Below are 25794 nucleotides of genomic sequence, written 5' to 3'. Positions count from 1 at the left end.
TTTTTATACGGCCGAAACTTGTCCCTGTGGACGAGTGGAACAATGTTGATAGCGGGGCCTGATTTGCCCTCGTTCACCAAAGCGACGTATTTGCACGGTTGACCATGACGACGCTTCATCGCAAACCATTCGATACTCCAAAGTACAAAGAGATGGAAAATGAACGAAGCTGCGCGCAAGCTCGCCGCCATTGCTCCCGCCGAACAGCACTATCGCGAAGCCCCTAACAATATCGAGGCGGAGCAGGCTCTTCTCGGCGCCATCCTCGTCAACAACGATGCCTATTATCGTGTCTCGGATTTTCTGAAGCCCATCCACCTCTACGAGCCGCTGCACCGGAAGATCTTCGAAGTCGCCGGCGACATCATTCGCATGGGCAAGACCGCCAACCCGGTGACCATCAAGAGCTTCGTGCCCGCGGAGGAGAAGGTAGGCGACATGACGGTCGCGCAATATCTCGCGCGCCTCGCCGTCGAAGCCGTGTCGATCATCAATGCCGAGGATTACGGCCGTGCCATCTACGACCTGGCGCTGCGCCGGGCGTTGATCACCATCGGCGAGGACATGGTCAACATCGCCTACGACGCGCCGCTGGACATGCCGCCGCAGACGCAGATCGAGGATACCGAACGCCGGTTGTTCGAGCTCGCCGAAAACGGCCGCTACGACGGCGGCTTCCAGGCCTTCAACGACGCCGTGGCGCTGGCAATCGACATGGCGGCCGTGGCCAAGGAGCGCGACGGCGGCCTGTCCGGCATTTCCACGGGCATCCACTCGCTCGACAGCAAGATGGGCGGCCTGCAGCGGTCCGACTTGATCATCCTCGCCGGCCGTCCCGGTATGGGCAAGACGTCGCTCGCCACCAATATCGCCTACAATATCGCTGCCTCCTTCGAAGGCGAGGTGCAACCGGACGGCTCCACCAAGGCGAAGAATGGCGGTGTCGTCGGCTTCTATTCGCTGGAAATGTCGTCGGAACAGCTCGCCACCCGTATCATTTCCGAGCAGACGGAAGTCTCCTCGTCGAAGATCCGCCGCGGCGATATCAACGATGCGGATTTCGAGAAGCTCGTGGCATGCTCGATGATGATGCAGAAGGTGCCGCTCTTCATCGACCAGACCGGCGGTATCTCCATCGCCCAGCTTGCCGCTCGCGCCCGTCGGCTGAAGCGCCAGCGCGGCCTCGACGTACTGGTCGTCGACTACATCCAGCTCATGACCGGCTCCAAGAAGTCGGGGGAAAACCGCGTCCAGGAAATCACCGAAATCACCACGGGCCTGAAGGCGCTCGGCAAGGAACTCAACGTTCCGATCATCGCGCTATCCCAGCTCTCGCGTGCCGTCGAAAGCCGTGACGATAAGCGGCCGCAGCTTTCGGACCTTCGCGAATCCGGCTCGATCGAGCAGGACGCCGACGTGGTGCTCTTCGTCTTCCGCGAGGAATATTACGTCAAGAACCAGGAGCCCCGCGATCCGGCCGATCCGAAATATGCCGAATGGGAAGCCCTGTTCGACCGCGTGAAGGGGACGGCCGACGTCATCATCGCCAAGCAGCGTCACGGCCCCACAGGCACGGTGAAGCTCGCCTTCCAGTCGGAATTCACGCGCTTCGCCGATCTCGCCGATTCCTCCTTCCTTCAATATGAAGAACACTGACAAAGGCGGCAGGCGGCACGCATATGTGCCGCAGCACTTTTTCTTTTCATCGATGATCACTATCCTGGCCGGAGCCAAATCATCTCCGGCCATTTTTTTCGTTAAGGCGGCTCCATGACAGACAATTTCGATGACTATGACGCTTTCGCTTCCGCCGGCCTGCGGCTGACGGTGGATCTCGGCGCGCTTGTCGAAAACTGGCGCGAGATGGCCCGCCGCTCGGGCAGCGCCCGCACCGCTGCCGTCGTCAAGGCGGATGCCTATGGGCTCGGGATCGAGGATATCGGCGAAACCCTCTATTCGGCCGGCGCCCGTGATTTCTTCGTCGCGACCGCTGACGAAGGCGCAACGCTCCGACTCTACGCGCCCGAGGCGCGCATCTTCGTGCTTTGCGGCATCTGGCCGGGGATGGAGCGGATATTCTTCGAGAACGATCTCGTACCCATCATCGCGTCGGAGGAGCAACTGACCTTCTGGATGTCGGTGCTGTCGGACTATGGCGACTATCCTTGCGCGCTGCAGGTCGACACCGGCTTCAACCGGCTCGGCCTACCGATGGAGGACGCACTGGCACTCGCGGACGACGTCTCGCGGCCTGCGAGCTTCTCGCCGGTGCTTGTCATGAGCCATCTTGCCTGTGGCGACGATCCGTCGAATGCGATGAACCGGCAGCAGTTGGACGCCTTCCGCAAGGTCAGCGCGGCCTTCGAGGGGATAGAGGCGAGCCTTGCCAATTCGGCCGGCATATTTCTCGGGCCGGAGTATCATTTCGATCTCACCCGCCCCGGTATCGCCACTTATGGCGCCGAGGCCGTTCCCGGCATGGCCAATCCGATGCGGCCGGTGGCGACGGCAGAAGCCAGGATCATCCAGACACGCTCCGTCAGGGCCGGCGAAACGGTGAGCTACGGCCGCGCGCTTCAGCTGACGCGCGACAGCCGGCTGGCGATCGTCTCGGCCGGCTATGCCGATGGTTACATGCGCAGCCAGTCAAGCGCCGGTGTGCCGCTGCGCCAGGTGGGCATTGCCGGCGGCCAGGGCTTCATTGCCGGGCACAAGGTGCCCGTTGCCGGCCGCATCACCATGGACCTCACCATCTTCGACGTGACCGACCTGCCGGACCATCTGGTTCGCGCCGGCGACTATATCGAGCTATTCGGCAGCAATATCCCGGTTGATGATGCGGCCAGAGCCGCCGGCACGATCGGCTACGAGATGCTGACGAGCATGGGGCTGCGGCACGAGCGGCGCTATATCTCGGAAGAGACCGAGGAATAGCGCTATCTTCCTGTTTCTCGCATTCCGGACGGAAAACCGCTGCGCACTTTCCTGGAAATGCTCTAACGCGCGCTAATCGCCAGGCGCACGCCAAGAGCGACGAACAGCGCGCCCAATCCACGATCGAGCCACAGCCCGACGCTGCGATTGCGCCGCAGCGCCTCAGTGAGCCGACCGCCGAGAAGGATGAGCGGCGGCTCGATGAACGCAGCCACGACGATGATCAGGCTGCCATGCAGCAGGAGCTGCGCCCAGACCGGGCCGGCGCCCTCGACGACGAACTGCGGCAGGAAGGCGAGAAAGAAGATCGCGACCTTGGGGTTGAGCAGCGAAACCAGAATGCCCTGCCGGTAGATGCGGCCCGAGGACAGTGTCTTGCCGGCGTCCTTGATCCATGCGGCGTCACCCTTGGAGCGCAATGCCTGTATGCCAAGCCAGATCAGATAGGCAGCCCCGATCCACTTTATCGTCGAGAAGGCGAGCGCCGAGGCGGCCAGGATCGCCGACAGTCCCGCCGCCGCCATCAGCACATGCAGGCACGCGCCGCTCCATATGCCGAACAAGGCGGCGAAACCGGAGCGCATGCCGCTTCTGATCGTGTGACCGAGAATGAAGGCGATATCCGGCCCCGGCGAGAGGTTGAGCAGCGTCGCGGCGGTCAGAAAAGCGATCCAGTGGGCAAGCGAATAGTCAAACATCGGTCATCATCCATAAAAACCCAGCATAAAGGCTGACACGATCGGCGTTGATACGGAAATCATTAGTTTTGATGGGCCGCGAAAGACATTATCTGTCAGCCGATCGCGATTCGCTTCGAAGAGCGGAGCATTTGAACTTTGAGACCAGCATCCGATGGCTAAGGGCCGTACACAATTCATCTGCCAGAACTGCGGCACGATCCACAATCGCTGGGCGGGAAAATGCGATAGCTGCGGCGCATGGAATACCATCGTCGAGGAAGATCCCATGGGCGGGATCGGCGGCGGTCCGACAAAGACGCCCAGGAAGGGGCGGCCGGTGACGCTGACCTCCCTTTCCGGCGAGATCGAGGAAGCCCCGCGCATCTTCACGGGCATTTCAGAGCTCGACCGTGCCACTGGCGGCGGTTTCGTGCGCGGCTCGGCCGTCCTCGTCGGCGGCGATCCCGGCATCGGCAAGTCGACGCTGCTGATGCAGGCCGCGGCGGCGCTCGCCCGCCAGGGGCACAAGGTCGTCTACGTCTCGGGCGAAGAGGCCGTGGCGCAGGTTCGCCTTCGCGCGCAGCGGCTGCAAGCGGCCGATACCGACGTGATGCTGGCGGCGGAGACCAATGTCGAAGATATCCTGGCGACGCTGGCCGAAGGCAAAAGACCGGACCTCGTCATTATCGATTCCATTCAGACGCTGTGGAGCGAACTTGCCGAATCCGCTCCCGGCACCGTCACGCAGGTGCGCACCGGCGTGCAGGCGATGATCCGCTTCGCCAAGCAGACGGGTGCTGCGATGGTGCTGGTCGGCCATGTCACGAAGGACGGCCAGATTGCCGGCCCGCGCGTCGTCGAGCACATGGTCGATGCCGTCCTCTATTTCGAGGGTGATCGCGGCCATCACTATCGCATCCTGCGCACAGTCAAGAATCGCTTCGGCCCGACCGACGAGATCGGCGTTTTCGAAATGTCCGACATGGGCCTGCGCGATGTGGCGAACCCGTCCGAGCTTTTCCTCGGTGAACGCAATTCGAAATCGCCGGGAGCTGCCGTCTTTGCGGGCATGGAGGGCACGCGACCGATCCTGGTCGAAGTACAGGCGCTGGTCGCCGCAACATCGCTCGGCACACCGCGGCGCGCCGTGGTCGGCTGGGATTCGGCGCGGCTGTCGATGATTCTCGCGGTGCTGGAGGCGCATTGCGGCGTTCGGCTCGGCCAGCACGATGTTTATCTCAATGTCGCCGGCGGTTACCGCATTTCTGAGCCGGCTGCCGACCTTGCCGTCGCCTCTGCACTGGTTTCCTCTCTGGCTGGTCTTGCCCTTCCTGCAGATTGCGTCTATTTCGGCGAAGTCAGCCTGTCGGGCGCCGTCCGGCCGGTTGCGCACACCGCCCAGCGTCTCAAGGAAGCCGAGAAGCTGGGATTTTCTACGGCCCTCCTGCCTGCCGCTTCCGCCGACCTGCCGAAGGTCAATGGCGGACGCTGGAGTGAGGTTGAAAGCCTGCCGGACCTGGTGGCGCGCATAGCCGGATCGAAAGGTGCGCTTAAGCGTGCGGAAGATGAAGACTGAGCCTTACTTCAGCCGTCCTTGACGTAGAAGAGGCTCATACTGAGGCCGATGCCCGCCAACATGGCGTGGCAAGTCTTGAAGTGGATTATACATGCCCATTACGATTTTCGACGGTATTGTTATCGGCGTTCTTCTGTTCTCCGCCGTTCTGGCCATGGTCCGCGGGTTTTCCCGCGAAATTCTTTCGATCGTCAGCTGGGGTGGCTCGGCCGTCGCCGCTTACTATCTCTATCCCCTGCTCGTTCCCTATGCGCTGCAATACAAGGCCGACACCAAGATCGCGACGATCGCTTCGGCCGGCGTCATCTTCCTGCTGGCGCTGATCATCATTTCCTTCATCACCATCCGGATCGCCGATTTCATCATCGACAGCCGCATCGGCGCACTCGACCGGACACTCGGCTTCCTGTTCGGGGCGGCTCGCGGCCTGCTGCTGATGGTTGTCGTGGTGGCCTTCTGGAACTGGCTCGTAGCACCCGCCGCCCGTCCGGACTGGGTCAACAACGCCAAGTCGAAGCCCTTCCTCGATTCGATGGTTGAGAAGCTGAAGTCGGCACTTCCTGACAACATCCAGGCGATGCTGCCGCCCGAGATCATCAACAAGATCGCACCCAATCAGCAACAGCAGACGCAGCCCCAGCAGGGCGGCGACAACGGTGCGACGAACGATACCGCGCCGCCCGACGACGCACCGGCGCCACAGACAAATAATTGACAATGCGTTTACAGGCTTGACCCGCCGCGTGATAATCGCCATGTGAGCGGCATGAAACTGGAAGATCCGGCCCGATGTATTTTCCGGCCGGATTTTCAGCTATTGTAGTATCCAGTCGTGACGCCGCCCGATCCGCCCACGTTGAGAGCAAAGGCCCGCAGCCATGAACCATTCCCTTTCCATCGAGAATGATATCGACGGCGACACGCTGCACGAGGAATGCGGCGTATTCGGCATTCTGGGACACCCCGACGCGGCAACGCTGACGGCGCTCGGCCTGCATGCCCTGCAACATCGCGGCCAGGAAGCCGCCGGCATCGTCTCCTTCGACGGCCAGCGCTTTCATTCGGAGCGGCGGATGGGTCTCGTCGGCGATCACTATACCGATCCTGCCACGCTTGCCCGCCTGCCCGGCGACCGCTCGATGGGCCATGTGCGTTATTCGACGACGGGCGAAACCATCCTTCGCAACGTGCAGCCGCTGTTCGCCGAGCTGGAAGTCGGCGGCATCGCGATCGCTCACAACGGCAATTTCACCAACGGCCTGACCATGCGCCGGCAGTTGATCGCCGACGGTGCGATCTTTCAGGCTACGTCAGACACCGAAGTCGTCCTCCATCTCATTGCCCGCTCCAAGCAGGCCTCCTCCTCCGACCGCTTCATCGATGCGATCCGCCAGATGGAAGGCGGCTATTCGATGCTCGCCATGACGCGCACCAAATTGATCGCGGCGCGCGACCCGATCGGCATCCGGCCGCTGGTCATGGGCGAGCTCGACGGTAAACCGATCTTCTGTTCGGAAACCTGTGCCCTCGACATCATCGGCGCCAAATACGTCCGCGACATCGAAAACGGCGAAGTCGTCATCTGCGAGATCCAGCCGGATGGCTCGATCACCATCGATGCACGCAAGCCGGAAGTCTCCAAGCCCGAGCGGCTCTGCCTGTTCGAATATGTCTACTTTGCCCGTCCCGATTCCGTGGTCGGCGGCCGCAACGTCTATGTCACCCGCCGGAACATGGGCATCAATCTTGCCAGGGAAGCGCCCGTCGAGGCCGATGTCGTCGTCCCCGTGCCGGATGGCGGCACGCCGGCGGCTATCGGCTATGCGCAGGAAAGCGGCATCCCCTTCGAGCTCGGCATCATCCGCAACCACTATGTCGGCCGCACCTTCATCGAGCCGACACAGCAGATCCGCGCTTTCGGCGTCAAGCTCAAGCACTCCGCCAATCGCGCCATCATCGAGGGCAAGCGCGTCATTCTCGTGGATGATTCCATCGTGCGCGGCACGACCTCGGTCAAGATCGTGCAGATGATCCGCGAGGCTGGCGCCCGCGAAGTGCATATCCGCGTCGCCAGCCCGATGATCTTTTATCCGGACTTCTACGGCATCGATACGCCGGACGCTGAAAAGCTGCTTGCCAACCAGTATGGCAGCCTGAAGGCCATGTGCGATTTCATCGGCGCCGATTCCCTTGAATTCCTGTCGATTGATGGACTCTACAGATCCGTCGGCGGCGAGCCACGCGACACTGCGCAGCCGCAGTTCACCGATCACTATTTCACCGGTGACTATCCGACGCGCCTGCTCGACCGGGAAAGCACAAGCAACGTGCGCAAGCTCTCCATGCTTGCCAGCAACGGCTGACCCCCGGTAACGGCTGACAAGGGGCGTTTTTGCCCCTTTCCTCCCCATAGCATTCGGATCAAGACAGCATGAGCGTCAACCTCAAGGACAAGATCGCCCTCGTTACCGGCGCGTCGCGCGGTATCGGCTATTTCACGGCACTGGAACTCGCCAAGGCTGGCGCGCATGTGATCGCCTGCGCCCGCACGGTCGGCGGACTTGAGGAGCTGGACGACGCCATCAAGGCCGCCGGCGGGTCTGCGACGCTCGTGCCTTTCGACCTCGCCGACATGAACGCCATCGATGCGCTCGGCGGCTCGATCTTCGAACGCTGGGGCAAGCTCGATATCCTCGTCGCCAATGCCGGGGTGCTCGGCGTGATCTCGCCGATCGGCCATATCGAGGCGAAAGTCTTCGAGAAGGTGATGACCGTCAACGTCACAGCCACCTGGCGGCTGATCCGCTCCGTCGAACCGCTGCTGATGCGCTCCGATGCGGGACGCGCCGTTATCCTGTCGTCGGCCGCCGCCCATCGCTGCCGGCCGTTCTGGGGCGCCTATTCCGCATCCAAGGCTGCTGTCGAGGCACTGGCGCGGACCTGGGCCGGCGAAACCCAGAGCACGCCGCTGCGCATCACCAGCGTCGATCCGGGCGCGACCCGCACCGCCATGCGCGCCCAGGCCATGCCCGGCGAAGATCCGGATACGCTGCCGCATCCCCGCGACGTCGCCAAGGCGATCCTGCCGCTCACAGGCGCCGACGTCACCGAAACCGGCAAGCTCTTCGTCGTGCGCGAGAACAAGCTCGTCGACTACCGGATGCCGGAGTAAAAAAGAACTTCTCCCCGTACGGGAGAGGCTCCCTCCCCACTTGACCAAATTCATCCGGCGCGCGATAAAGCCTGCCATGAAAACGGTTATCTGCATTATCTGCCGGAAAATTATTCACTAGCGTTTCGCTGGTCTGGCCGTTTTCGTCTCCCAAAATCCAAGATGACAAACGTTCCGGCCGGCCGGTGACGATTTTTTTCGGATCTATGCCTTTGGGAGAGTGAAATGGGCGCCGCGCCGCAACTGAAATTCTACAACACGCTGACACGCGAAAAAGTCGATTTCCAGCCGATCGACCGCGAGAGCGTCCGCATGTATGTCTGCGGCCCCACGGTCTATGACTTCGCCCATATCGGCAATGCCCGCCCCGCCATCGTCTTCGATGTGCTGTTCCGGCTGCTGCGGCAGGTTTATGGCGAGAGCCACGTGACCTACGTGCGCAACATCACCGATGTCGACGACAAGATCAACGCACGGGCGCTACGAGACCATCCCGGCCTGCCGCTCAACGAGGCGATCCGCCTGGTGACGGAAAAGACCGAGACGCAGTATTTTCAGGATACGACCGCGCTCGGCTGCCTGGAGCCGACCGTGCAGCCGCGGGCGACTGACAACATCGCCCAGATGATCGATATCATCGAGAAGCTGATCGCCAGAGGTCACGCCTATCAGGCGGCCGGCGAAGTGCTGTTCGACACCAAGTCGATGGCCGATTACGGTCAGCTTTCGAAGCGCAATCTCGATGAGCAGCAGGCGGGTGCCCGCGTCGCTGTCGACGAACACAAGAAAAGCCCCGGCGATTTCGTGCTGTGGAAGCTCTCCGACGCGAACGAGCCCGGCTGGGAAAGCCCCTGGGGCCGTGGCCGTCCGGGCTGGCACATCGAGTGCTCGGCCATGAGCGGGCGCTATCTCGGCGATGTCTTCGACATTCATGGCGGCGGGCTGGATCTGATCTTCCCGCATCACGAGAACGAAATTGCCCAGTCGCGTTGTGCGCACGGCACGCATACGATGGCGAACGTTTGGATGCATAACGGCTTCCTGCAGGTCGAAGGCCGCAAGATGTCGAAATCGGAAGGCAACTTCGTCACCATCCATGAGCTGCTGCAGACGGAAAAACTCGGCGGCCGGACCTGGCCGGGCGAAGTGCTGAGGCTCGCCATGCTGATGACGCATTACCGAGAGCCTATCGACTTCTCCGTTAAGCGTCTGGAGGAAGCCGAGCGGCTGATCGCCAAATGGCCGGCAGCGGATGTCAGCGGTACGGCACCTGATGCGACGGTTCTCGCCGCCCTTGCCGACGACCTCAACACCGTCGCCGCCGTTCAGGCGCTGCATGCTTTGGCCCAAGCCGCCAATGCCGATGCGAGCCTCCTGCCTGTCTTTGCAGCGAGCGCCGCCCTTCTCGGCCTGCTACCGAAGAAGGCGGAAGTCGATGAAGCCGTCGCTTCCGAGATCGATGCCAAGGTGCGGCAGCGGTTGGAACTGCTGAAGGCGAAGAATTTCGCCGAAGCGGATAGGATCCGTGACGACCTTCTGGCAAGGGGCATCCAGCTGAAGGATGGCAAGGATCCGGCAACGGGCGAGCGCATCACGACTTGGGAGGTCAAGCGGTGAGTGCAACCTACACAGGTGGCTGCCAATGCGGTGCGGTTCGCTTCCGGGTGCGGGGCGAACTGAAGGATGCGTCGATCTGTCATTGCCGCATGTGTCAGAAAGCCTTCGGCGCCTATTACGCACCGCTGGTCTCGACGCGCGGCGCGGAGCTGACTTGGACACGCGGGGAACGGAAAACGTTCCAGTCTTCCAACTACGTCAAGCGCGGTTTCTGCGGGGACTGCGGCACACCGCTGACGTATGAGGCGCCGGATGGTGTGGCGGTGGCGGCGGGCGCCTTCGACGATCCCTCGCAGCTGCCGCCCGTCGTGCAATACGGAACGGAAGCCAAGATCGATTTCGTCGACCGGCTGCATCTGCTGCCGGGCCATCGGACGGAAGAAGACGCAGAGCAGGCGCCCTTCGTGCTGGAGCTTGTGTCGTACCAGCACCCGGACCACGATACGGCGGCATGGCCAGCGGAGACCGGTCAATGACGATGACTGCGGGATATAGCGGTGGATGCCAATGCGGCGCGGTTCGCTATCGCACCGCCGGCGCGCTCGGCTATCCGCATCTCTGCCATTGCCGCATGTGCCAAAAAGCATCGGGCAACTACGCCCTCCCGCTTGGCAGCGCCCAACGCGCCGACTTCGAGCTGACGCGCGGCGAACCTTCATGGTTTCATTCGTCCGATCTCGTGCGCCGTGGCTTTTGCGGCACCTGCGGCACGCCATTGTTCTATGATATTCCGGGTACGGCTTTCATCAATGTCACGCTTGGCTCGCTGGATGAGCCGATGGCGGTCCAGCCTGTCGCGCAATCGAACCTTGCGGCAAAGATGCCCTGGTTCCATGCGCTGGATGTGCTGCCGATGGAACCGGATGAAGATGGCTCCGATCGCGCTTCGTCGATCCGGCTATCCAACCACCAACACCCCGATCACGATACCTCAACCTGGCCCCAGGAGAAGCGCCATGACTGAAGTCACCAGAAGCGGAGGATGCCAATGCGGCGCGGTGCGGTTTCGCATTCGCGGCGAGCTCGGTCGCCCGTCGATCTGCCATTGCCGCATGTGCCAGAAACAGTTCGGCAGCTTCTTCTCCGCCCTTGTCACGGCACCGAACGATGGTCTTGAATGGACGCGTGGCGAGCCGACCTATTTCCAATCTTCCGTCAACATCGATCGCGGCTTCTGCAGGAATTGCGGCACGCCGATGACCTATCGCCATCCTGGTGGCCTGGAGATTGCCATCGGCGCCTTCGACGAGCGCGATGATCTCGCGCCGCAGATCCAGGTGAACCATGCCTCGCGCCTGCCCTGGGTAGAGACCATCTTCGAAAAGCCCGTGCTCCAGGATCCTGATTTCTATGCCCAGCAGGAGCGGATCATTTCCTTCCAGCATCCCGATCACGATACGGACGTCTGGCCGGCCGGGGGACTGAAAATATGACGGAGATCCTGCGGACGTTCTATCCGGAAATCGAACCCTATGCCTCCGGCCATCTCGATGTCGGCGATGGGCATGTCATCTACTGGGAGCGTGTGGGAACGCCCGGCGCCAAGCCGGCGGTCTTTCTGCATGGCGGTCCGGGCGGCGGCATCTCGCCGAGCCATCGCCGCGTGTTCGATCCGGCGCTTTACGACGTGACCCTGTTCGACCAGCGAGGCTGCGGACGGTCGACGCCGCATGCCGGCCTCGAAGCCAACACGACCTGGCATCTGGTTGATGATATCGAGCGGCTTCGCGAAATGGCCGGCGTGGAGAAATGGCTTGTTTTCGGCGGTTCCTGGGGCTCGACGCTGGCGCTCGCCTATTCAGAAACGCATCCGGAACGCGTTTCGGAACTGGTCGTGCGCGGCATCTACACCCTGACGAGAGCCGAGCTCGACTGGTATTATCAGTTCGGGGTCTCGGAGATGTTTCCGGACAAGTGGGAGCGCTTCGTGGCGCCGATCCCGCCGGACGAGCGCCATGAAATGATGGCGGCCTACCACCGCCTGCTGACGCATCCCGATAAGGCAGCCCGCCTGGAGGCCGCCAAGGCATGGTCGATCTGGGAAGGCGAAACGATCACGCTGCTGCCGGAACCGTCCGTCAGCGTGCAGTTCGAGGACGCGGAATATGCGCATGCATTCGCGCGCATCGAGAACCACTTCTTCGTCAATGCCGGCTGGCTGGAAGAAGGTCAGCTCCTGCGCGATGCGCACAAACTGAAGGACATTCCCGGCGTCATCGTTCATGGCCGTTACGACATGCCCTGCCCGGCGAGATATGCCTGGGCGCTGCACAAGGCCTGGCCGAAGGCGGAGTTTCATCTGATCGAGGGCGCGGGCCATGCCTCGTCCGAGCCGGGTATCCTGGATCAGTTGATCCGTGCGACGGACAAGTTTGCCGGGAAAGTGTAATGCCGAGTAAGGCCTCTCTCCCCGCACGCGGGGAGAGGGAACGACCTCACAAGCCCCTTCGCCCCGTGTAAACGGGGAGAAGGTGGACTCGAACGGTTTGGCAAAGCGGAACCGAGAGAGGACGGATGAGGGGCACCCACCATCAAACCGGTTCGCCGGAGGAAACAGTATGACACGCGAAAAAATCTATCTCTTCGACACGACGCTCCGCGATGGCCAGCAGACGCCCGGCATCGATTTCTCCGTCGAGGATAAGATTGCCATTGCAACCATGCTGGACGAGTTCGGCCTGGACTACGTCGAGGGCGGCTATCCCGGCGCCAATCCGACCGATACGGCCTTCTTCGACGAGAAGCGCACGAAATCGGCCTCTTTCGTCGCCTTCGGCATGACCAAGCGCGCCGGCATTTCTGCCTCCAACGATCCCGGCCTTGCCAGCCTCTTGCAGGCGAAGGCGGACGCGATCTGTTTCGTGGCCAAGAGCTGGGACTATCACGTCAAGGTGGCGCTCGGCTGTACCAACGAGGAAAATCTCGAAAGCATCGCCGAAAGCGTCAACGCTGCCGTCAACGCCGGCAAGGAAGCCCTTGTTGACTGCGAGCACTTCTTCGACGGCTACAAGGCCAATCCGACCTATGCACTCGCTTGCGCCAAGACCGCCTATGAGGCGGGTGCGCGCTGGGTGGTGCTCTGCGACACCAATGGCGGCTCGCAGCCGCCGGAAATCCGCGCCATCGTCGAAGCCGTCATCGCCTGTGGCGTTCCGGGGCACTGTCTTGGTATCCATGCCCATAACGACACCGGTCAGGCGGTTGCCAATTCGCTTACCGCCGTCGAGGCCGGCGTGCGGCAGATCCAGGGCACGCTGAACGGTATCGGCGAGCGCTGCGGCAACGCCAATCTGATCACATTGATCCCGACGCTGGCGCTGAAGCGGGCCTATAGCGAGCGATTCGAAACGACGATCGATGCCGAGCGGCTCGTCGGGCTCACCAGTCTTTCGCACGCCTTCGATGAGTTGCTGAATCGCTCGCCAGACCACCAGGCTCCCTATGTCGGTGCTTCCGCCTTTGCCACCAAGGCCGGCATCCATGCCTCGGCCCTGCTCAAGGATCCGCGAACCTACGAACATGTGCCGCCGGAAAGCGTCGGCAATTTCCGTAAGGTCATGGTTTCCGACCAGGGCGGCAAGTCGAACTTCATCAATGCCCTGAAGCGGCGAGGCATCGAAGTCGGCAAGGACGACCCCAAGCTCGACCAACTGATCCAGATCGTCAAGGAACGGGAAGCCACGGGCTACGCTTACGAAGGCGCCGATGCCAGCTTCGAGCTGCTGGCGCGCCGCACGCTCGGCACCATTCCGGAGTTCTTCGCGATCGACGGCTTCCGCGTGATGGTCGAGCGTCGCTTCGATTCCCACGGCCGGGTGAAGATCGTCTCGGAAGCGGTGGTCAAGATCATCATCGACGGCCAGACCATCATGTCGGTCGCCGAGGGCGATGGCCCGGTCAACGCGCTCGACCTGGCGCTGCGCAAGAATTTCGGCAAATACCAGCACGAGATCGACGATCTGGAACTGGCCGATTTCAAGGTGCGTATCCTCAACGGCGGCACGGAGGCCGTGACCCGCGTCCTGATCGAATCCACCGACAGCGACGGCGTGCGCTGGTGGACGGTCGGCGTTTCGGAAAACATTATCGACGCCTCGTTCCAGGCGCTGATGGATTCCGTCATCTACAAGCTGATGAAGAACCGTCATATGGCGGGCAGAATCGCGGCGGAGTGATCCGCCGCCTATCAAAAACCTTGACGATGCCGTCAAGGAAATGAATTAGCCACGTCACCCGCATTGGAGTAATCCCGTCTCAAAGAACAGAATATGGCGGGAAACATTCATGGCCACCGATACGGTCGCCCCTGAGATCAAGAACGAAGACAGTGCACGCGGGTTCGGCTTCGTGCTGACGGCCTACCTCATGTGGGGCGTTCTGCCGCTCTACATGAAGGCGCTCGGGCACATCCCGGCGATGGAGGTCATCGCTCACCGTATCCTCTGGTCCATTCCCGTCGCGGGCGCAGTGCTATTGGCGCTCGGCCGCATGGGCGACGTGAAGGCGGCGCTTAGCAATCCGCGCACGGTCGCGATGGCGTCGCTGACCGCGACGCTTGTGACCATCAACTGGGGGACCTATGTCTGGGCGATCGGCGCCGGTCATTCGCTCGATGCGGCGCTCGGCTACTTCATCAACCCGCTGTTCAGCATCGCGCTCGGCTCATTGCTTCTGAAGGAAAAGATGGCGCCGGCGCAGATCGTCGCGATCGGACTGGCTGCGGCAGCCGTCGTCATCCTCACCATCAAGGCGGGAACCCTGCCCTGGGTCGCGTTAACGCTGACCTTCTCCTGGGGTTTCTACGGCTTCTTCCGCAAAACGCTGCCGGTTGGCGCCAATCAGGGCTTCTTCCTCGAAGTGCTGCTTCTCTGCATCCCGGCGACGCTCTACATCGTCTATCTGGAGGCGCGCGGCGAAGGCCATCTCTATCGAACGGGCCTTACCGATACCGCGCTGCTGCTTGGATGCGGCCTGATCACCGCCCTGCCGTTGATGATCTTTGCGAACGGCGCGAAGCTCCTCAAGTTGTCCACCGTCGGAATCATGCAATACATCGTGCCGACGATGGTTTTCCTGATTGCCGTCTTCCTGTTCAAGGAACCCTTCGGGACGACACAAATGATCGCCTTCTCGCTGATCTGGGCCGGCCTGGCGCTTTACAGCTGGTCGATGTTGAGGCGGAGCCGCACGCGCTGACGGAATTGGCGGCTATTACTGGCGCCCTTCAGAGCTTGGAAATGACCGCCTCTTCACCGCCGCGGTCGCCTTGCGTTTCAGCGGCGTGATTGCGGATAGCGGGAATGATGTCGGCGATCTTGTCTATGACCAGCGGCTGGACACGATGGGCGGTGTGAACGAAGCCCTCCTCCGTCATGTGGCGGATGAGCTCCATCATCGGATCCCAGAAACCATTGATATTGGCGAAAACCATCGGCTTTTCATGACGGCCGAGCTGGCCCCAGGTCATGATCTCGACGATCTCCTCCAAAGTGCCGATACCGCCAGGCAGCGCCACGAAGGCGTCGGCGCGCTCGAACATGCCATGTTTGCGCGCATGCATGTCTGGCGTTATGATGAGTTCGTCCAGTTGGCCGAGCGAATGGCGCGTCGCTTCCATGTCGACCAGAAATTCCGGAATGATGCCCGTGACCTGACCGCCGTGCGAGAGCACACCGCTTGCGACAGCGCCCATGATGCCCTTCGTTCCGCCGCCATAGATCAGGCGCAGGCCGTTCTCGGCTATGCTTTTGCCCAGCTCGCGGCCGGCAGCCATGTAGGAAGAATCGCGCCCCGGCCTTGAGCCGCAATAAACGCAAATGGATCGAATTGGCGCAGAATCGTCGGTCATGGATGCAAACAACTATGCTGCAAATGCTCAGTCAAGATTTTTCGAAGGAAAACTTGTGCCCGGACATGCGAAAATGGCTTAGAAAGCTTGTAAAAACAGGCGAAATCGCTAGCAATTTCAGGAGTTGCGACGACTTCGCCGCCTGGAGATAAATAATGATGAAGAACCGTGCCGGTTGGCTGGCTCTGTTGGTGCTGATAATTGCGACCATACTGATGGTCTTTTTCGTGATGCCGCGCATCAACGGGGACAAGAAGCCGATAGGCGATGCGGTCAATCAGGCCAGCAACACGGTGAAGAATACGATCGAGGATAGTGCGCAAAAGGCTGCCGAGACAGCTCAGTCGACACAGAATGCGGTGTCGAACGCCGCCAACACGGCCGATCTCGCCAAAAAGCTTACCGATCTGACGGGTGCCGCGACGGCGTCGCTTGCCGACCTCAAGACTCTGTTCAAGGATGGCACGACGCCGAGCCAGGATATTTTCGCAGCCGCGAAGACGAAGGCGATCACGGCGCTTCAGTCGATCGTCGCTTTTGCGCTTCCCGCCGGCACGGATCAGACGGCGACCGGCCTCGTCACAAAGGTACAGGATGGCGCGAACAAGGCGCTCGCCATTGTCCAGTCGCTTCCCGACAACGCGGCCGAGGCCAGCGCTGCAATCGACAAGGCATTGGCGGCGCTGACCGGCGGCGCTGCACCAACGACCGAGGCAGCGACGAAATCCCTGGTCCCGTCGTTCGACGTGCTGCGCGTAGAACCCGATGGATCCACCGTCATCGCCGGCTCGGCCGAGCCGAACGCCAAGCTGGAGATCGTCGATGGCGAAAAGGTCGTGACCACGACCAATGTCGGCCCCAGCGGCGACTTTGCCGCGGTACTCGACAATCCGTTGCCGCCCGGCGATCACGAGCTGGTGCTGCGCGCGACCGGCAAGGACGGCAAGCCCGTCAACTCCGAGGAAGTGGCCACCGTTTCAGTCCCGAAGGATGATTCGACACAGCTTCTCGCCATGGTGTCGAAGCCGGGCACGGCCAGCCGTATCATCACGGCTCCCTCGGCCAAGCAGGGCCGCGTGACTGCCGCCGAGCAGAATGCGCCGACAGCCAATGCTCAGGGCAATGCATCCGACGCCAAGCCGCAACAGGACGGTAGCGCCGTGGCATCCGCCAACCCCGCTGCCGGCACGCCTGCGACGACGGATGGGCAGCCGGATGTCCTGGTCAACGCCGTGGAAATCGAAAACGACCATATCTTCGTTGCCGGCACCACGAAGCCCCACGCCAAGGTGCGCGCCTATGCCGACGACAAGTTGATCGGAGAGATCGCGGCCGGTGGCGACGGGCATTTCGTCGTCGATGGCGTGATGCCGCTCGCTGTCGGCGACCACAAGATTCGCGTCGACGTGCTCGACAGCGCAGGCAAGGTCGTTGTGCGCACCAGCGTCAATTTCACCCGCCCCGAAGGCAATCAGGTGACCGTTGCCGCGCAGACGCCGGCTGCGACCGGCGCCCAGACGCAGTCGGTGGCCGCCGCGATGGTGCCGCTCGACGAGGGCGAGCTTGCCAAGCTCAGAGAAGGTGCCGGCAAGGCTTTCGCACTGTTGAAGGGCCTGTTTACTGACGGCAAGCAGCCGAATGTGGAACAGCTTGCCGCTGCACGCTCCGGCACGGAGATCGCGCTGAAGTCGCTTTCGGAATTCCGGCCGGCCATTGGCGCCAGCGCGGACCTGAAGAAGGCTGCTGCCGACGCTTCGGCCGCCGCCCTCAAGGCGCTTGCCGTATTGCAGGCTCTTCCGAAGGATCCGAAGTCGGTCGGCGATGGGCTACCCAATCTCGAACACATGATCGCGGCCATCACCGCGCCGGCACAGACGGCACCGGCCCAGCCGAATACGGAGGTCTCGTCGAACGAGAGCGGTCCGAAGACACTGGAGCAGGCTCCGCTCTCGCAGGATGCCAACGCCGTCATCATCCGTCGCGGCGATACGCTGTGGCAAATATCACGCCGTATCTATGGCGCCGGCGTGCGCTACACGACGATCTATCTGGCCAACGAGGACAAGATCAACAATCCGGACCGAATCCTTCCCGGACAGGTCTTCGGCCTTCCGAAGGACGCGCTTCCCAACGCCGAAGAGCTTCATCGCAAGCGGCTTTCGGGCGAGCATCTTTAGAGCAATTCCAGGAAACGTGCGCAGCGGTTTTCCGTCCGGAACTGCGTAAAAACAATAGCCTGGAGCTCCCTCGACAAGGTCATGCATCGGCCAGGCGCGATCAACGCCTGGCCGATGCTTTTACGCGGCATAAAAATAGTATAAGCGTCGCGCAACCCTCATCGCCTTCGCGTGACGGCCGCGTTTTTGCATGCGAAGGCAATCCCAGCCGGGCCGCCCCAGTGGTCGTCAACGTCCGGCTGCCTCGATTATTCGCCGGAGACGGACATGGCAGACCGCAAGAAAACCATATCGGCGGATTCCAGCAATCCATTGAATACGATCATCAATCTCTGGCCCTATATGTGGCCGGCCGGGCGCATGGACCTGAAGATGCGTGTCGTCTGGGCGACCGTCTTCCTGCTGGTCTCGAAATTCTTCCTGCTGCTGGTTCCCTATTTCTTCAAATGGTCCGTCGACGCCTTGAACGGCAAGCTCGACATGCAGGGCATCCTGCCGGCCTTCATGGTCGGCGCCATCGCACTCATCGTCGCCACGAACGCTACACGTCTCATACAGCTCGGCCTCAACCAGCTTCGCGATGCGCTGTTTGCAAGCGTCGGCCAGTATGCGGTTCGCCAGCTCGCCTACCGGACCTTCGTGCACATACACGAACTGTCGCTACGCTTCCATCTGGAGCGCAAGACAGGCGGCCTTTCGCGCGTCATCGAGCGCGGCACCAAGGGCATCGAAACCATCGTCCGCTTCACCATCCTCAATACGTTTCCGACATTCATCGAATTCCTGCTGACCGCCATCATCTTCTGGCGCGGCTACGGCTTTTCCTATCTCGCCGTGACGGCGGTCACGGTCTGGCTCTACATCTGGTTCACCGTCAAGGCGAGCGACTGGCGCATTTCCATCCGCCGCACGATGAACGACAGCGACACGGACGCCAATACGAAGGCGATCGATTCGCTTCTGAATTTCGAGACCGTCAAGTATTTCGGCAACGAGGAGATGGAGGCCAGGCGTTTCGATCAGTCGATGGCGAAGTATGAAAAGGCCGCGACGGGCGTCTGGACATCGCTTGGCTGGCTGAACTTCGGCCAGGGCGTGATCTTCGGCCTCGGCTCGACGGTCATGATGGTCATCTCCGGCTTGTCCGTTCTCAACGGGCACCAGACCGTCGGCGACTTCGTCTTCATCAATGCCATGCTGCTGCAGCTTTCCGTGCCGTTGAATTTCATCGGTTTCGTGTACCGCGAAATCCGCCAGGGCCTGACTGATATCGAGGAAATGTTCGACCTGCTGGAGGTCAAGCCCGAGGTGACAGACGCTGACGACGCAAAGGACCTGATTATCGGCAACGGCGCCATCTCGTTCAAGGATGTGCATTTCGCATACGATGCTGCCCGGCCGATCCTCAAGGGCATTTCCTTCGATGTGCCCGCCGGCAAGACAGTCGCCGTGGTCGGTCCATCGGGCGCGGGAAAATCGACCCTGTCGCGCCTTCTCTACCGCTTCTACGACGTGCAAAGCGGCACGATCACCATCGACGGCCAGGACCTGCGCACGGTGACGCAGAAGAGCCTGCGCAAGGTGATCGGCATGGTGCCGCAGGACACGGTGCTTTTCAACGACACCATCGCCTACAACATCCGCTACGGTCGGCCGGGCGCGAGCGACGCAGAGGTGGCGGCAGCGACGGAGATCGCCCAAATCGGCGATTTCATCCGCCATCTGCCCGACGGCTTCGAGACGAAGGTCGGAGAGCGTGGCCTCAAACTGTCAGGGGGAGAGAAGCAGCGCGTCGCGATTGCCCGCACCGTTCTAAAAGCGCCGCCGGTACTGATCCTCGACGAGGCGACCTCGGCGCTGGACACGACGACCGAGCGCGAGATCCAGGCGGCCCTCGATGTCGTTTCGAAGAACCGCACCACGCTGGTCATCGCCCATCGTCTTTCGACCGTGATCAGTGCCGATGAGATCATCGTGCTGAAAAGCGGCGTGATCGCCGAGCGCGGCACGCATGCGGACCTGCTCGCGCAGAATGGGCTCTATGCCTCCATGTGGAACCGTCAACGCGAGGCAACGCAGGCCGAGGAGCTTCTGAAGCAGGTGCGCGAAAACGACGACCTGGGCGTGGTCAACCGGCTGGCGCCGGCAAGCTGAGCGGAGGCGCGGCATACTGCTGCTCCGAGGGGTCACCCCAGGCAATATCGCGCAGAAATATTACACAGGGCAGCTGTCACGAGGTTGAGACGACAGCTTGCTAGGTACGGTTCTCACTTTCAAGGGAGCCCCAAATGCGTAATTTTGCCAAAGTTTTAACACTGCTGCTCGTTGTCGGCGTTACCTCGCCGGTTTTCGCCGAGGATGCCAAGCCGTTCACGGATGCCAAGGAGATCAATCTCCTCAATCTGCTGCCGCCGCCGCCCGCCAATGATTCGGCGCAGATGAAGGCCGAGCTGGGCGAAATCCTGACCATCCAGGTTACCCGCACACCGGAAATGGCGGCGCGCGCCGTGGCCGATGCGGAAGAGAATGTCTGGCGCTTCTCCGATGTCATCGACAATCCGAAGTTCACCAAGGAGAATCTGCCGAAATTCTCCGCGTTCTTCGATCGCATCGTCGAGACGGAAGGCGCCGTCGTCGATCCGGCCAAGGATGTCTGGAAGCGCCCGCGCCCGCATCTCTACAGCGATCTCGTAAAGCCGATCGTACCGCTCTCCAAGTCCGGCTCCTATCCGTCCGGCCACACCACGGTCGGCACGCTGATGGGCATCGTGCTCTCGAACATGGTGCCGGAGAAGCGTCCTGTCATCATGGCCCGCGCCTGGGAATACGGCCATAACCGCATCGTCGGCGGCATTCACTATGCATCCGACATCGAAGCCGGCCGCATCGCCGGCACCGTCATCGCTGAAACCATCATGGCTCATGACGACTACAAGAGCGAATACGAGGGCGCCAAGGCGGAACTGCGCGCCGCTCTCGGCCTCTGATCCCTACTTCACGACAGCATCGCATCCCCAAGCCGCCGGATCGTCTCCGGCGGCTTGCCTTTTGCGCATACCGAGCTTGGCGCATATTTGCCCCTTCCCGCCACCAGCACGTCCCGCCACGACTGCTAAAATTATGCGGTTTACGGTCGGATGATTTCGCGCGTATACGCGAGAAGCTTTGCGATATGGGAGGTTCGATGATGATTGATGGGGTAGCTTGCACGAAAGGCGATCTCGCCCGGCGTATTGCCGAAGTGGCAAGCCTGCAGGGTGAATTCACACTCCGTTCGGGTCAGATCTCCAACCGGTATTTCGACAAGTATCGCTTCGAAGGCACACCTTCTCTTCTAAAGCCGCTGGCCCGCGCCATGGCTGAGCTCATCCCGGCCGAAACCGAGATTCTGGCGGGCCTGGAACTGGGCGGCATTCCGCTTGTAACAGCAATCTCGCTCGAGATCGGCCTCCCCGCAGCGTTTGTTCGCAAGGAAGCGAAGACCTATGGGACATGCCGGGCCATCGAGGGACAGAATGTTTCGGGTCGCCGCGTCACTTTCATCGAGGATGTCATTACGACGGGCGGCGCAGTGAAAGACGCCTATCGCCTGGCGCTCGGCGAGCATGCACACATCCTTGCCGTCGTCTGCGCCATCTGGCGCGGGGATGGCGCGCCGACAATCCAAGGCCTTCCAGAACTCTCTGTCCTTCCAGTCTTTACGAAGGCGGATCTGGAAAACGCCAGGTAGTGGAGGCCGCAGAAGAGAGCGGGATTGCATTGGGGGCGAGCGTGCGAGAGCATTGCTCATGACGGCATTTGCCTGTAGTCACCGTCGACTGGTAATCAGAGCAAGACCGCTTATCTTGTTCTCATCTTTTGACCGGCATCATCTCGTTCCGCAACCGGGGTTCGGTTTTCGCGAGGGTGCCCTTAACGGAGTAGGCTTTAGATGAGCTTGTTGAACAGCGTGCGCAACGTCATCGTTCCGGTGCATAAGGAAGGCTATCCCTTCGTTGCAGGTTTCTTCGTCGCGTCGCTGGTGCTCGGCTGGATCTTCAAGCCGCTCTTCTGGATCGGCCTGATCCTGACGCTCTGGTGCGCCTATTTCTTCCGCGATCCCGAGCGCATGACGCCCCAGGACGACGACCTCGCCGTATCGCCGGCCGACGGCAAGGTTTCCGGCGTGCAGATGGTCACGCCGCCGGCTGAGCTCAACCTTGGCACCGAGCCGATGCTGCGCGTCTCGATCTTTATGAACGTCTTCGACTGCCACGTAAACCGTTCGCCGATGCGCGGGCGCATCACCAACATCGCCTATCGCCAGGGCAGCTTCCTCAATGCGGAACTGGACAAGGCCAGCGAGCAGAACGAGCGCAACGGCCTCGTCATCGAAACGAAGCACGGCGAAATCGGTGTCGTGCAGATCGCCGGTCTCGTCGCCCGCCGCATCCTTTGTTTCGTGAACCCGAACGAGCCGCTGGACGCGGGCGAGCGCATCGGCCTGATCCGCTTCGGCTCACGCCTCGACGTCTTCCTGCCCGAGGGTGCTTCGCCGCGCGTGGCCGTCGGCCAAAGGGCGATCGCTGGCGAAACCGTGATTGCCGAATTCGGCTCGCCCAAGGGCCCGACCGTTAGCCGTCGCAGCTGAGCCCCAGAGAAACGAACGAAATGAAGACGCCTTTTCCGCCTTTCGAGCCGCATGGATCCAATGACGAAGCGCGCGGGCCGCGCCTGCGGGAAATTCCCCTGCGGCTGATTGTGCCGAACATGATCACCGTGCTGGCGATCTGCGCGGGACTGACGGGTATCCGCCTCGCTTTCGAAAACCGCTACGAGCTTGCCGTGGTCGCCGTGCTGGTTGCGGCCTTCCTCGACGGCGTGGACGGACGTGTGGCACGTCTGATGAAGGCAACTTCAAAATTCGGCGCACAGATGGATTCGCTGGCCGATATCGTCAACTTCGGTGTTGCGCCGGCGCTGGTCGTCTATGTCTTTCTGCTCGATCAGGCCCACTCGCTCGGCTGGATCGCCGCCTTGATCTACGCCATCGCCGCCGCCTTGCGGCTCGCTCGCTTCAACGTCATGACCGAGCGCGAACACAAGGCGTCCTGGCAATCGGAATATTTCGTCGGCGTCCCCGCGCCTGCCGGCGCCATGCTGGTGCTGCTGCCCGTCTATCTCGGCTTCCTCGGTCTGACGCCGGACAGGACTTTCGCCTACTGGGGTGCCGCCTACACCGTGCTCATCGGCTTTCTGCTGGTCAGCCGCCTGCCCGTCTGGTCCGGCAAGACGGAAGGCAGCCGCATCCGGCGCGACCTCGTATTGCCGATCATGCTCGCCCTTGTCGTCTATGTGGCGCTGTTGATGAGCTATACATGGCATGTCATGGTCGTGACCGTCATCGTCTACCTGCTGTCCCTGCCACTCGGCGCGCGCTCCTGGGCGAAGAAATACGGCACCTACACCATCAACGGACCGGGCGACCCCGACGTCGACGATTCCAACGACGATATCGGCCGGCATATTTAGCCGGCACGCGAGGCATGCCCAGGGCTGTGCTCCCGTGACGCCGTCGTGCGCAACCGCAAGTTTGTAAGCTCCCCTTAGCAATCAAGAGAGCCAGAACAGCCATCGGGCGGTATTGGGGGTACGCGCAGCCGGGCCTTTTAACGGAATATTAGCATCTCATCAGGATGGATTTCACACGAAGATTCGATGCTAATCTCGCGAAATGTGGTCATTGTTTACAAAAGCTGATTGGAAAACGCCTTCGATTTGTCATGATTTACGACGAGACAGCGATACACGACAGTGAATCGGAAAATGCTCCGGGGAGCATTGGTGAGGAGTTAATCATGACGCAGAAGAAAGACGAAGCGGCACAACCGCAGGCAAAGATCGATCCCAGCATGCTTTATCGGCCGCTCGGCCTGAAAGCCGTTCTTGCGGCCCATCTGATGTTGAAGTCCAAGCCTCTCAAGAAGAAAATCGCCTGAGGTCGACAATCGCCGGCCGGCTGCCAAACAGCCATGGCTCGGCGACATATCCCGACACCGGTCGCCGAATGGCGGCCGATCAAAGAAGGCTTAGCTGGCCACCCTCGGGATCCGTTTTCTTCGGCGGCTTTTTCACAGGCTCGACCGTTACAGGCGTCTGCAGGTCCGGCCCCATGTTGGCGACCTTGTTAACCCGATCCGAAACCGGAATAGCTTCGAAAAAATCCTCCTGAACCGGTGTCATCAGATCGAGGACATCTCGCGGCTCCTGCGTCTTGCAATCGAGCCAGCGGGCAAAATCCTCCGGCTTGATGACCACGGGCATGCGATCATGGATCGGGCGCATGGCGCTGTTTGCCGCGGTCGTCAGAATGGCACCAGTATCCACTTCCGAGCCGTCGGCCGACGACCAGGTTTCCATCAGCCCGGCAAAGGCGATGACGCCGCCCGCGCGCGGCCGGATCCAATAGGCCTGCGACTTCTCACCGCTTTCCTTGGACGGGCGATGCCATTCGTAAAAGCCCGACGCCGGAACGAGGATGCGGCGGTGGCGCATGGCGGCGCGGAAGGATGCCTTGCCGATTGCCGTTTCGGCGCGCGCATTGATCAGAAGCGGAAACTCCTTCGGGTCCTTCACCCAGCCGGGCATGAAGCCCCAGCGCACCAAAAGGGCGCGGCGATCCGGCAGATTGCTGCCGGGCTGCTGCCTCTCACCGGATATGACGACGAGGATCGGCTGTGTCGGAGCGATATTGTAACGCGCCGGAAAATCGTCGCGCAGCAGGACGCCCAGCGCCTCGCCCACATAGTCCGCCGTCGATGTCAAAGCAAAGCGTCCGCACATGGGGCTTGTTTTGCACCCGGAAAGCGCCGGGTCAAGCGGAAGGTCAGCCGCGTGGACCGAAGAGAATGATCGCCGCACCGGCAAGGCAGATGGCCGCGCCGGAAATATCCCAGCGGTCCGGCAGCCGCCCCTCCGCCAGCCAGAGCCACAGGATGGAAGCAACGATATAGACACCGCCATAGGCGGCGAAGGTACGCCCGGCGGCCTCACTCGGCACCAGTGCCAGCAGCCACGCAAAGAGTGCCAACGACACAAGACCCGGCGCAAGCCACCAGATCGGCTTTGCCAGTCGCAGCCATGCCCAGAAGGCGAAACAGCCGGCAATTTCGGCCAAGGCCGCGAGAGCATACAGTCCGTAGATCATTCCCATGGTCGCCCGCACATTCGGCGCATACGAATCGCCGCCCCTGTCGGCAGCGAGTTAAAGGGCTTTCCCGGAGGACAGCAAGGCTCGGTTCCTGTAGAGATGTAGACGTCTCATCATGCGAATATGAAACGATCCCATGACGTCCTTTCCCCGCCCCGCCTCCTCCGCCATCCTCGAACGCGACGGCCGATTCCTGCTTGTCCTGCGCAGCAACCCGCCATCTGCCGACATGTATGCTTTTCCGGGCGGCAGGGCCGAAGACGGCGAAACGCCGGCGGAAGCGGCCCTGCGCGAATTCAAGGAAGAGACAGGCATAAGCGCACGCAATCCTCGCCTGTTCGAAACCTATGATCTGCGCTCCCATGCGGCAGACGGAACGCTGACGAGCCATTTCCTGCTGTCGGTCTTCCTCGTCGATGCCGACAGGGATGCCATTGCGGAAGCCGCCGACGATGCCGCAGCCATCGGCTGGTATTCGCTGGAGGAGGTCCGAACCTTGCCGGTTCCGGCCAGCGTGCTCGAATGCGTGGAAAGGATTGCGGCGACTGGTACGCAGCCCCAGCCGCAATATTAACGATGCGAGGCAATAACGGGTTGGAAA

Annotated in this window: 25 protein-coding genes; 21 read left to right on the top strand and 4 right to left on the bottom strand. The window is 61.5% G+C overall.

What is annotated here, in order from left to right; genetic code table 11:
* The first annotated feature begins 159 nt into the window (after positions 1 to 159).
* Positions 160 to 1656 (top strand): replicative DNA helicase, encoded by a 1497-nt coding sequence (locus tag FHT29_RS20585; protein WP_037193951.1) that lies wholly within the window; start codon positions 160 to 162, stop codon positions 1654 to 1656.
* 114 nt (positions 1657 to 1770) lie between these two features.
* Positions 1771 to 2934 (top strand): alanine racemase, encoded by a 1164-nt coding sequence (gene alr / locus FHT29_RS20580; RefSeq protein WP_047552860.1) that lies wholly within the window; start codon positions 1771 to 1773, stop codon positions 2932 to 2934.
* Between the two features lie 62 nt (positions 2935 to 2996).
* On the opposite strand, the gene FHT29_RS20575 is transcribed toward alr, so the two are convergent.
* Positions 2997 to 3632 carry a LysE family translocator gene (locus FHT29_RS20575; protein ID WP_047552858.1) on the bottom strand — a complete coding sequence of 212 codons (636 nt, stop codon included), beginning with the start codon at positions 3630 to 3632 and terminating at the stop codon, positions 2997 to 2999.
* A gap of 154 nt (positions 3633 to 3786) precedes the next feature.
* Here FHT29_RS20575 and radA point away from each other — a divergent pair, with 154 nt between their 5' ends.
* The 11 genes from radA to rarD all read left to right on the top strand — a co-directional run bounded on the left by radA (position 3787) and on the right by rarD (position 15175).
* Entirely contained in the window at positions 3787 to 5190 is a 1404-nt protein-coding gene (gene radA, locus FHT29_RS20570; RefSeq protein ID WP_037193945.1) for a DNA repair protein RadA, read from the top strand.
* Positions 5191 to 5281: 91 nt separating this feature from the next.
* On the top strand, positions 5282 to 5905 hold the full coding sequence (locus FHT29_RS20565; protein WP_037193943.1) for a CvpA family protein: 624 nt from the start codon (positions 5282 to 5284) through the stop codon (positions 5903 to 5905).
* Positions 5906 to 6068: 163 nt separating this feature from the next.
* On the top strand, positions 6069 to 7553 hold the full coding sequence (purF, locus tag FHT29_RS20560; protein WP_047552855.1) for an amidophosphoribosyltransferase: 1485 nt from the start codon (positions 6069 to 6071) through the stop codon (positions 7551 to 7553).
* A 68-nt stretch (positions 7554 to 7621) separates the two neighbouring features.
* Entirely contained in the window at positions 7622 to 8362 is a 741-nt protein-coding gene (locus FHT29_RS20555) for an SDR family NAD(P)-dependent oxidoreductase (protein ID WP_047552853.1), read from the top strand.
* A gap of 225 nt (positions 8363 to 8587) precedes the next feature.
* Positions 8588 to 9979, top strand: a complete 1392-nt coding sequence (gene cysS, locus FHT29_RS20550; RefSeq protein WP_168600088.1) for a cysteine--tRNA ligase — start codon at positions 8588 to 8590, stop codon at positions 9977 to 9979.
* The gene (locus tag FHT29_RS20545) at positions 9976 to 10455 is read left to right on the top strand and encodes a GFA family protein (protein ID WP_047552847.1); all 480 of its coding nucleotides are present in this window, start codon (positions 9976 to 9978) and stop codon (positions 10453 to 10455) included. The genes cysS and FHT29_RS20545 overlap by 4 nt, the downstream gene beginning before the upstream one ends.
* The gene (locus tag FHT29_RS20540; protein WP_047552844.1) at positions 10452 to 10943 is read left to right on the top strand and encodes a GFA family protein; all 492 of its coding nucleotides are present in this window, start codon (positions 10452 to 10454) and stop codon (positions 10941 to 10943) included. The genes FHT29_RS20545 and FHT29_RS20540 overlap by 4 nt, the downstream gene beginning before the upstream one ends.
* A complete protein-coding gene (locus FHT29_RS20535) occupies positions 10936 to 11412 on the top strand; it encodes a GFA family protein (RefSeq protein ID WP_037193930.1) in 477 nt (158 codons plus the stop codon). Before FHT29_RS20540 ends, FHT29_RS20535 begins: the two co-directional genes overlap by 8 nt.
* A complete protein-coding gene (gene pip, locus FHT29_RS20530; RefSeq protein WP_047552841.1) occupies positions 11409 to 12368 on the top strand; it encodes a prolyl aminopeptidase in 960 nt (319 codons plus the stop codon). The genes FHT29_RS20535 and pip overlap by 4 nt, the downstream gene beginning before the upstream one ends.
* 169 nt (positions 12369 to 12537) lie before the next feature.
* A complete protein-coding gene (cimA, locus tag FHT29_RS20525; RefSeq protein WP_047552839.1) occupies positions 12538 to 14154 on the top strand; it encodes a citramalate synthase in 1617 nt (538 codons plus the stop codon).
* 109 nt (positions 14155 to 14263) lie between these two features.
* Positions 14264 to 15175 carry an EamA family transporter RarD gene (rarD, locus tag FHT29_RS20520; protein ID WP_037193924.1) on the top strand — a complete coding sequence of 304 codons (912 nt, stop codon included), beginning with the start codon at positions 14264 to 14266 and terminating at the stop codon, positions 15173 to 15175.
* A gap of 28 nt (positions 15176 to 15203) precedes the next feature.
* On the opposite strand, the gene FHT29_RS20515 is transcribed toward rarD, so the two are convergent.
* On the bottom strand, positions 15204 to 15827 hold the full coding sequence (locus FHT29_RS20515) for a TIGR00730 family Rossman fold protein (protein WP_047552834.1): 624 nt from the start codon (positions 15825 to 15827) through the stop codon (positions 15204 to 15206).
* A 155-nt stretch (positions 15828 to 15982) separates the two neighbouring features.
* On the opposite strand from FHT29_RS20515, the gene FHT29_RS20510 reads away from it, so the two are divergent.
* The 7 genes from FHT29_RS20510 to FHT29_RS20480 all read left to right on the top strand — a co-directional run bounded on the left by FHT29_RS20510 (position 15983) and on the right by FHT29_RS20480 (position 23982).
* Positions 15983 to 18004: a LysM peptidoglycan-binding domain-containing protein gene (locus FHT29_RS20510; protein ID WP_047552831.1), complete on the top strand. Its 2022-nt coding sequence runs from the start codon at positions 15983 to 15985 to the stop codon at positions 18002 to 18004.
* A 267-nt stretch (positions 18005 to 18271) separates the two neighbouring features.
* Entirely contained in the window at positions 18272 to 20158 is a 1887-nt protein-coding gene (locus tag FHT29_RS20505; protein ID WP_168600087.1) for an ABC transporter ATP-binding protein/permease, read from the top strand.
* Positions 20159 to 20292: 134 nt separating this feature from the next.
* The gene (locus FHT29_RS20500; protein ID WP_037193917.1) at positions 20293 to 20991 is read left to right on the top strand and encodes a phosphatase PAP2 family protein; all 699 of its coding nucleotides are present in this window, start codon (positions 20293 to 20295) and stop codon (positions 20989 to 20991) included.
* Between the two features lie 200 nt (positions 20992 to 21191).
* A complete protein-coding gene (pyrE, locus tag FHT29_RS20495) occupies positions 21192 to 21734 on the top strand; it encodes an orotate phosphoribosyltransferase (RefSeq protein ID WP_168600086.1) in 543 nt (180 codons plus the stop codon).
* Positions 21735 to 21935: 201 nt separating this feature from the next.
* Positions 21936 to 22634, top strand: a complete 699-nt coding sequence (locus tag FHT29_RS20490; RefSeq protein WP_047552826.1) for a phosphatidylserine decarboxylase — start codon at positions 21936 to 21938, stop codon at positions 22632 to 22634.
* A 20-nt stretch (positions 22635 to 22654) separates the two neighbouring features.
* On the top strand, positions 22655 to 23515 hold the full coding sequence (pssA, locus tag FHT29_RS20485; protein ID WP_047639164.1) for a CDP-diacylglycerol--serine O-phosphatidyltransferase: 861 nt from the start codon (positions 22655 to 22657) through the stop codon (positions 23513 to 23515).
* Positions 23516 to 23841: 326 nt separating this feature from the next.
* Positions 23842 to 23982, top strand: coding sequence for a hypothetical protein (locus FHT29_RS20480; RefSeq protein ID WP_167669519.1), 141 nt, complete (start codon positions 23842 to 23844; stop codon positions 23980 to 23982).
* Positions 23983 to 24061: 79 nt separating this feature from the next.
* Here the strand turns inward: FHT29_RS20480 and FHT29_RS20475 are convergent, their stop codons facing one another.
* Both FHT29_RS20475 and FHT29_RS20470 read right to left on the bottom strand, forming a co-directional pair.
* On the bottom strand, positions 24062 to 24826 hold the full coding sequence (locus tag FHT29_RS20475; protein WP_168600085.1) for an SOS response-associated peptidase: 765 nt from the start codon (positions 24824 to 24826) through the stop codon (positions 24062 to 24064).
* 43 nt (positions 24827 to 24869) lie between these two features.
* A complete protein-coding gene (locus FHT29_RS20470) occupies positions 24870 to 25190 on the bottom strand; it encodes a YnfA family protein (protein WP_047639162.1) in 321 nt (106 codons plus the stop codon).
* A gap of 139 nt (positions 25191 to 25329) precedes the next feature.
* Here FHT29_RS20470 and FHT29_RS20465 point away from each other — a divergent pair, with 139 nt between their 5' ends.
* Positions 25330 to 25767, top strand: a complete 438-nt coding sequence (locus FHT29_RS20465) for an NUDIX domain-containing protein (RefSeq protein ID WP_092572826.1) — start codon at positions 25330 to 25332, stop codon at positions 25765 to 25767.
* Positions 25768 to 25794 lie beyond the last annotated feature (27 nt).

Origin of the sequence: Rhizobium sp. SG741 (assembly GCF_012275435.1) — a bacterium.
GTDB lineage: Bacteria > Pseudomonadota > Alphaproteobacteria > Rhizobiales > Rhizobiaceae > Rhizobium > Rhizobium lusitanum.
This window is presented reverse-complemented; position numbering and strand designations above follow the sequence as displayed.

Excerpts from the sequence above, each read along its gene's own strand:
- purF (WP_047552855.1), top strand. The coding sequence starts at position 6,069 with ATGAACCATTCCCTTTCCATCGAGAATGATATCGACGGCGACACGCTG.
- FHT29_RS20470 (WP_047639162.1), bottom strand. The coding sequence starts at position 25,190 with ATGATCTACGGACTGTATGCTCTCGCGGCCTTGGCCGAAATTGCCGGC.
- pip (WP_047552841.1), top strand. The coding sequence starts at position 11,409 with ATGACGGAGATCCTGCGGACGTTCTATCCGGAAATCGAACCCTATGCC.
- FHT29_RS20505 (WP_168600087.1), top strand. The coding sequence starts at position 18,272 with ATGGCAGACCGCAAGAAAACCATATCGGCGGATTCCAGCAATCCATTG.
- FHT29_RS20575 (WP_047552858.1), bottom strand. The coding sequence starts at position 3,632 with ATGTTTGACTATTCGCTTGCCCACTGGATCGCTTTTCTGACCGCCGCG.
- FHT29_RS20555 (WP_047552853.1), top strand. The coding sequence starts at position 7,622 with ATGAGCGTCAACCTCAAGGACAAGATCGCCCTCGTTACCGGCGCGTCG.
- FHT29_RS20510 (WP_047552831.1), top strand. The coding sequence starts at position 15,983 with ATGATGAAGAACCGTGCCGGTTGGCTGGCTCTGTTGGTGCTGATAATT.
- cimA (WP_047552839.1), top strand. The coding sequence starts at position 12,538 with ATGACACGCGAAAAAATCTATCTCTTCGACACGACGCTCCGCGATGGC.
- FHT29_RS20585 (WP_037193951.1), top strand. The coding sequence starts at position 160 with ATGAACGAAGCTGCGCGCAAGCTCGCCGCCATTGCTCCCGCCGAACAG.
- FHT29_RS20475 (WP_168600085.1), bottom strand. The coding sequence starts at position 24,826 with ATGTGCGGACGCTTTGCTTTGACATCGACGGCGGACTATGTGGGCGAG.
- radA (WP_037193945.1), top strand. The coding sequence starts at position 3,787 with ATGGCTAAGGGCCGTACACAATTCATCTGCCAGAACTGCGGCACGATC.
- FHT29_RS20465 (WP_092572826.1), top strand. The coding sequence starts at position 25,330 with ATGACGTCCTTTCCCCGCCCCGCCTCCTCCGCCATCCTCGAACGCGAC.
- FHT29_RS20565 (WP_037193943.1), top strand. The coding sequence starts at position 5,282 with ATGCCCATTACGATTTTCGACGGTATTGTTATCGGCGTTCTTCTGTTC.
- alr (WP_047552860.1), top strand. The coding sequence starts at position 1,771 with ATGACAGACAATTTCGATGACTATGACGCTTTCGCTTCCGCCGGCCTG.
- FHT29_RS20515 (WP_047552834.1), bottom strand. The coding sequence starts at position 15,827 with ATGACCGACGATTCTGCGCCAATTCGATCCATTTGCGTTTATTGCGGC.
- pssA (WP_047639164.1), top strand. The coding sequence starts at position 22,655 with ATGAAGACGCCTTTTCCGCCTTTCGAGCCGCATGGATCCAATGACGAA.
- FHT29_RS20500 (WP_037193917.1), top strand. The coding sequence starts at position 20,293 with ATGCGTAATTTTGCCAAAGTTTTAACACTGCTGCTCGTTGTCGGCGTT.
- FHT29_RS20480 (WP_167669519.1), top strand. The coding sequence starts at position 23,842 with ATGACGCAGAAGAAAGACGAAGCGGCACAACCGCAGGCAAAGATCGAT.
- pyrE (WP_168600086.1), top strand. The coding sequence starts at position 21,192 with ATGATTGATGGGGTAGCTTGCACGAAAGGCGATCTCGCCCGGCGTATT.
- FHT29_RS20490 (WP_047552826.1), top strand. The coding sequence starts at position 21,936 with ATGAGCTTGTTGAACAGCGTGCGCAACGTCATCGTTCCGGTGCATAAG.
- rarD (WP_037193924.1), top strand. The coding sequence starts at position 14,264 with ATGGCCACCGATACGGTCGCCCCTGAGATCAAGAACGAAGACAGTGCA.
- cysS (WP_168600088.1), top strand. The coding sequence starts at position 8,588 with ATGGGCGCCGCGCCGCAACTGAAATTCTACAACACGCTGACACGCGAA.
- FHT29_RS20535 (WP_037193930.1), top strand. The coding sequence starts at position 10,936 with ATGACTGAAGTCACCAGAAGCGGAGGATGCCAATGCGGCGCGGTGCGG.
- FHT29_RS20540 (WP_047552844.1), top strand. The coding sequence starts at position 10,452 with ATGACGATGACTGCGGGATATAGCGGTGGATGCCAATGCGGCGCGGTT.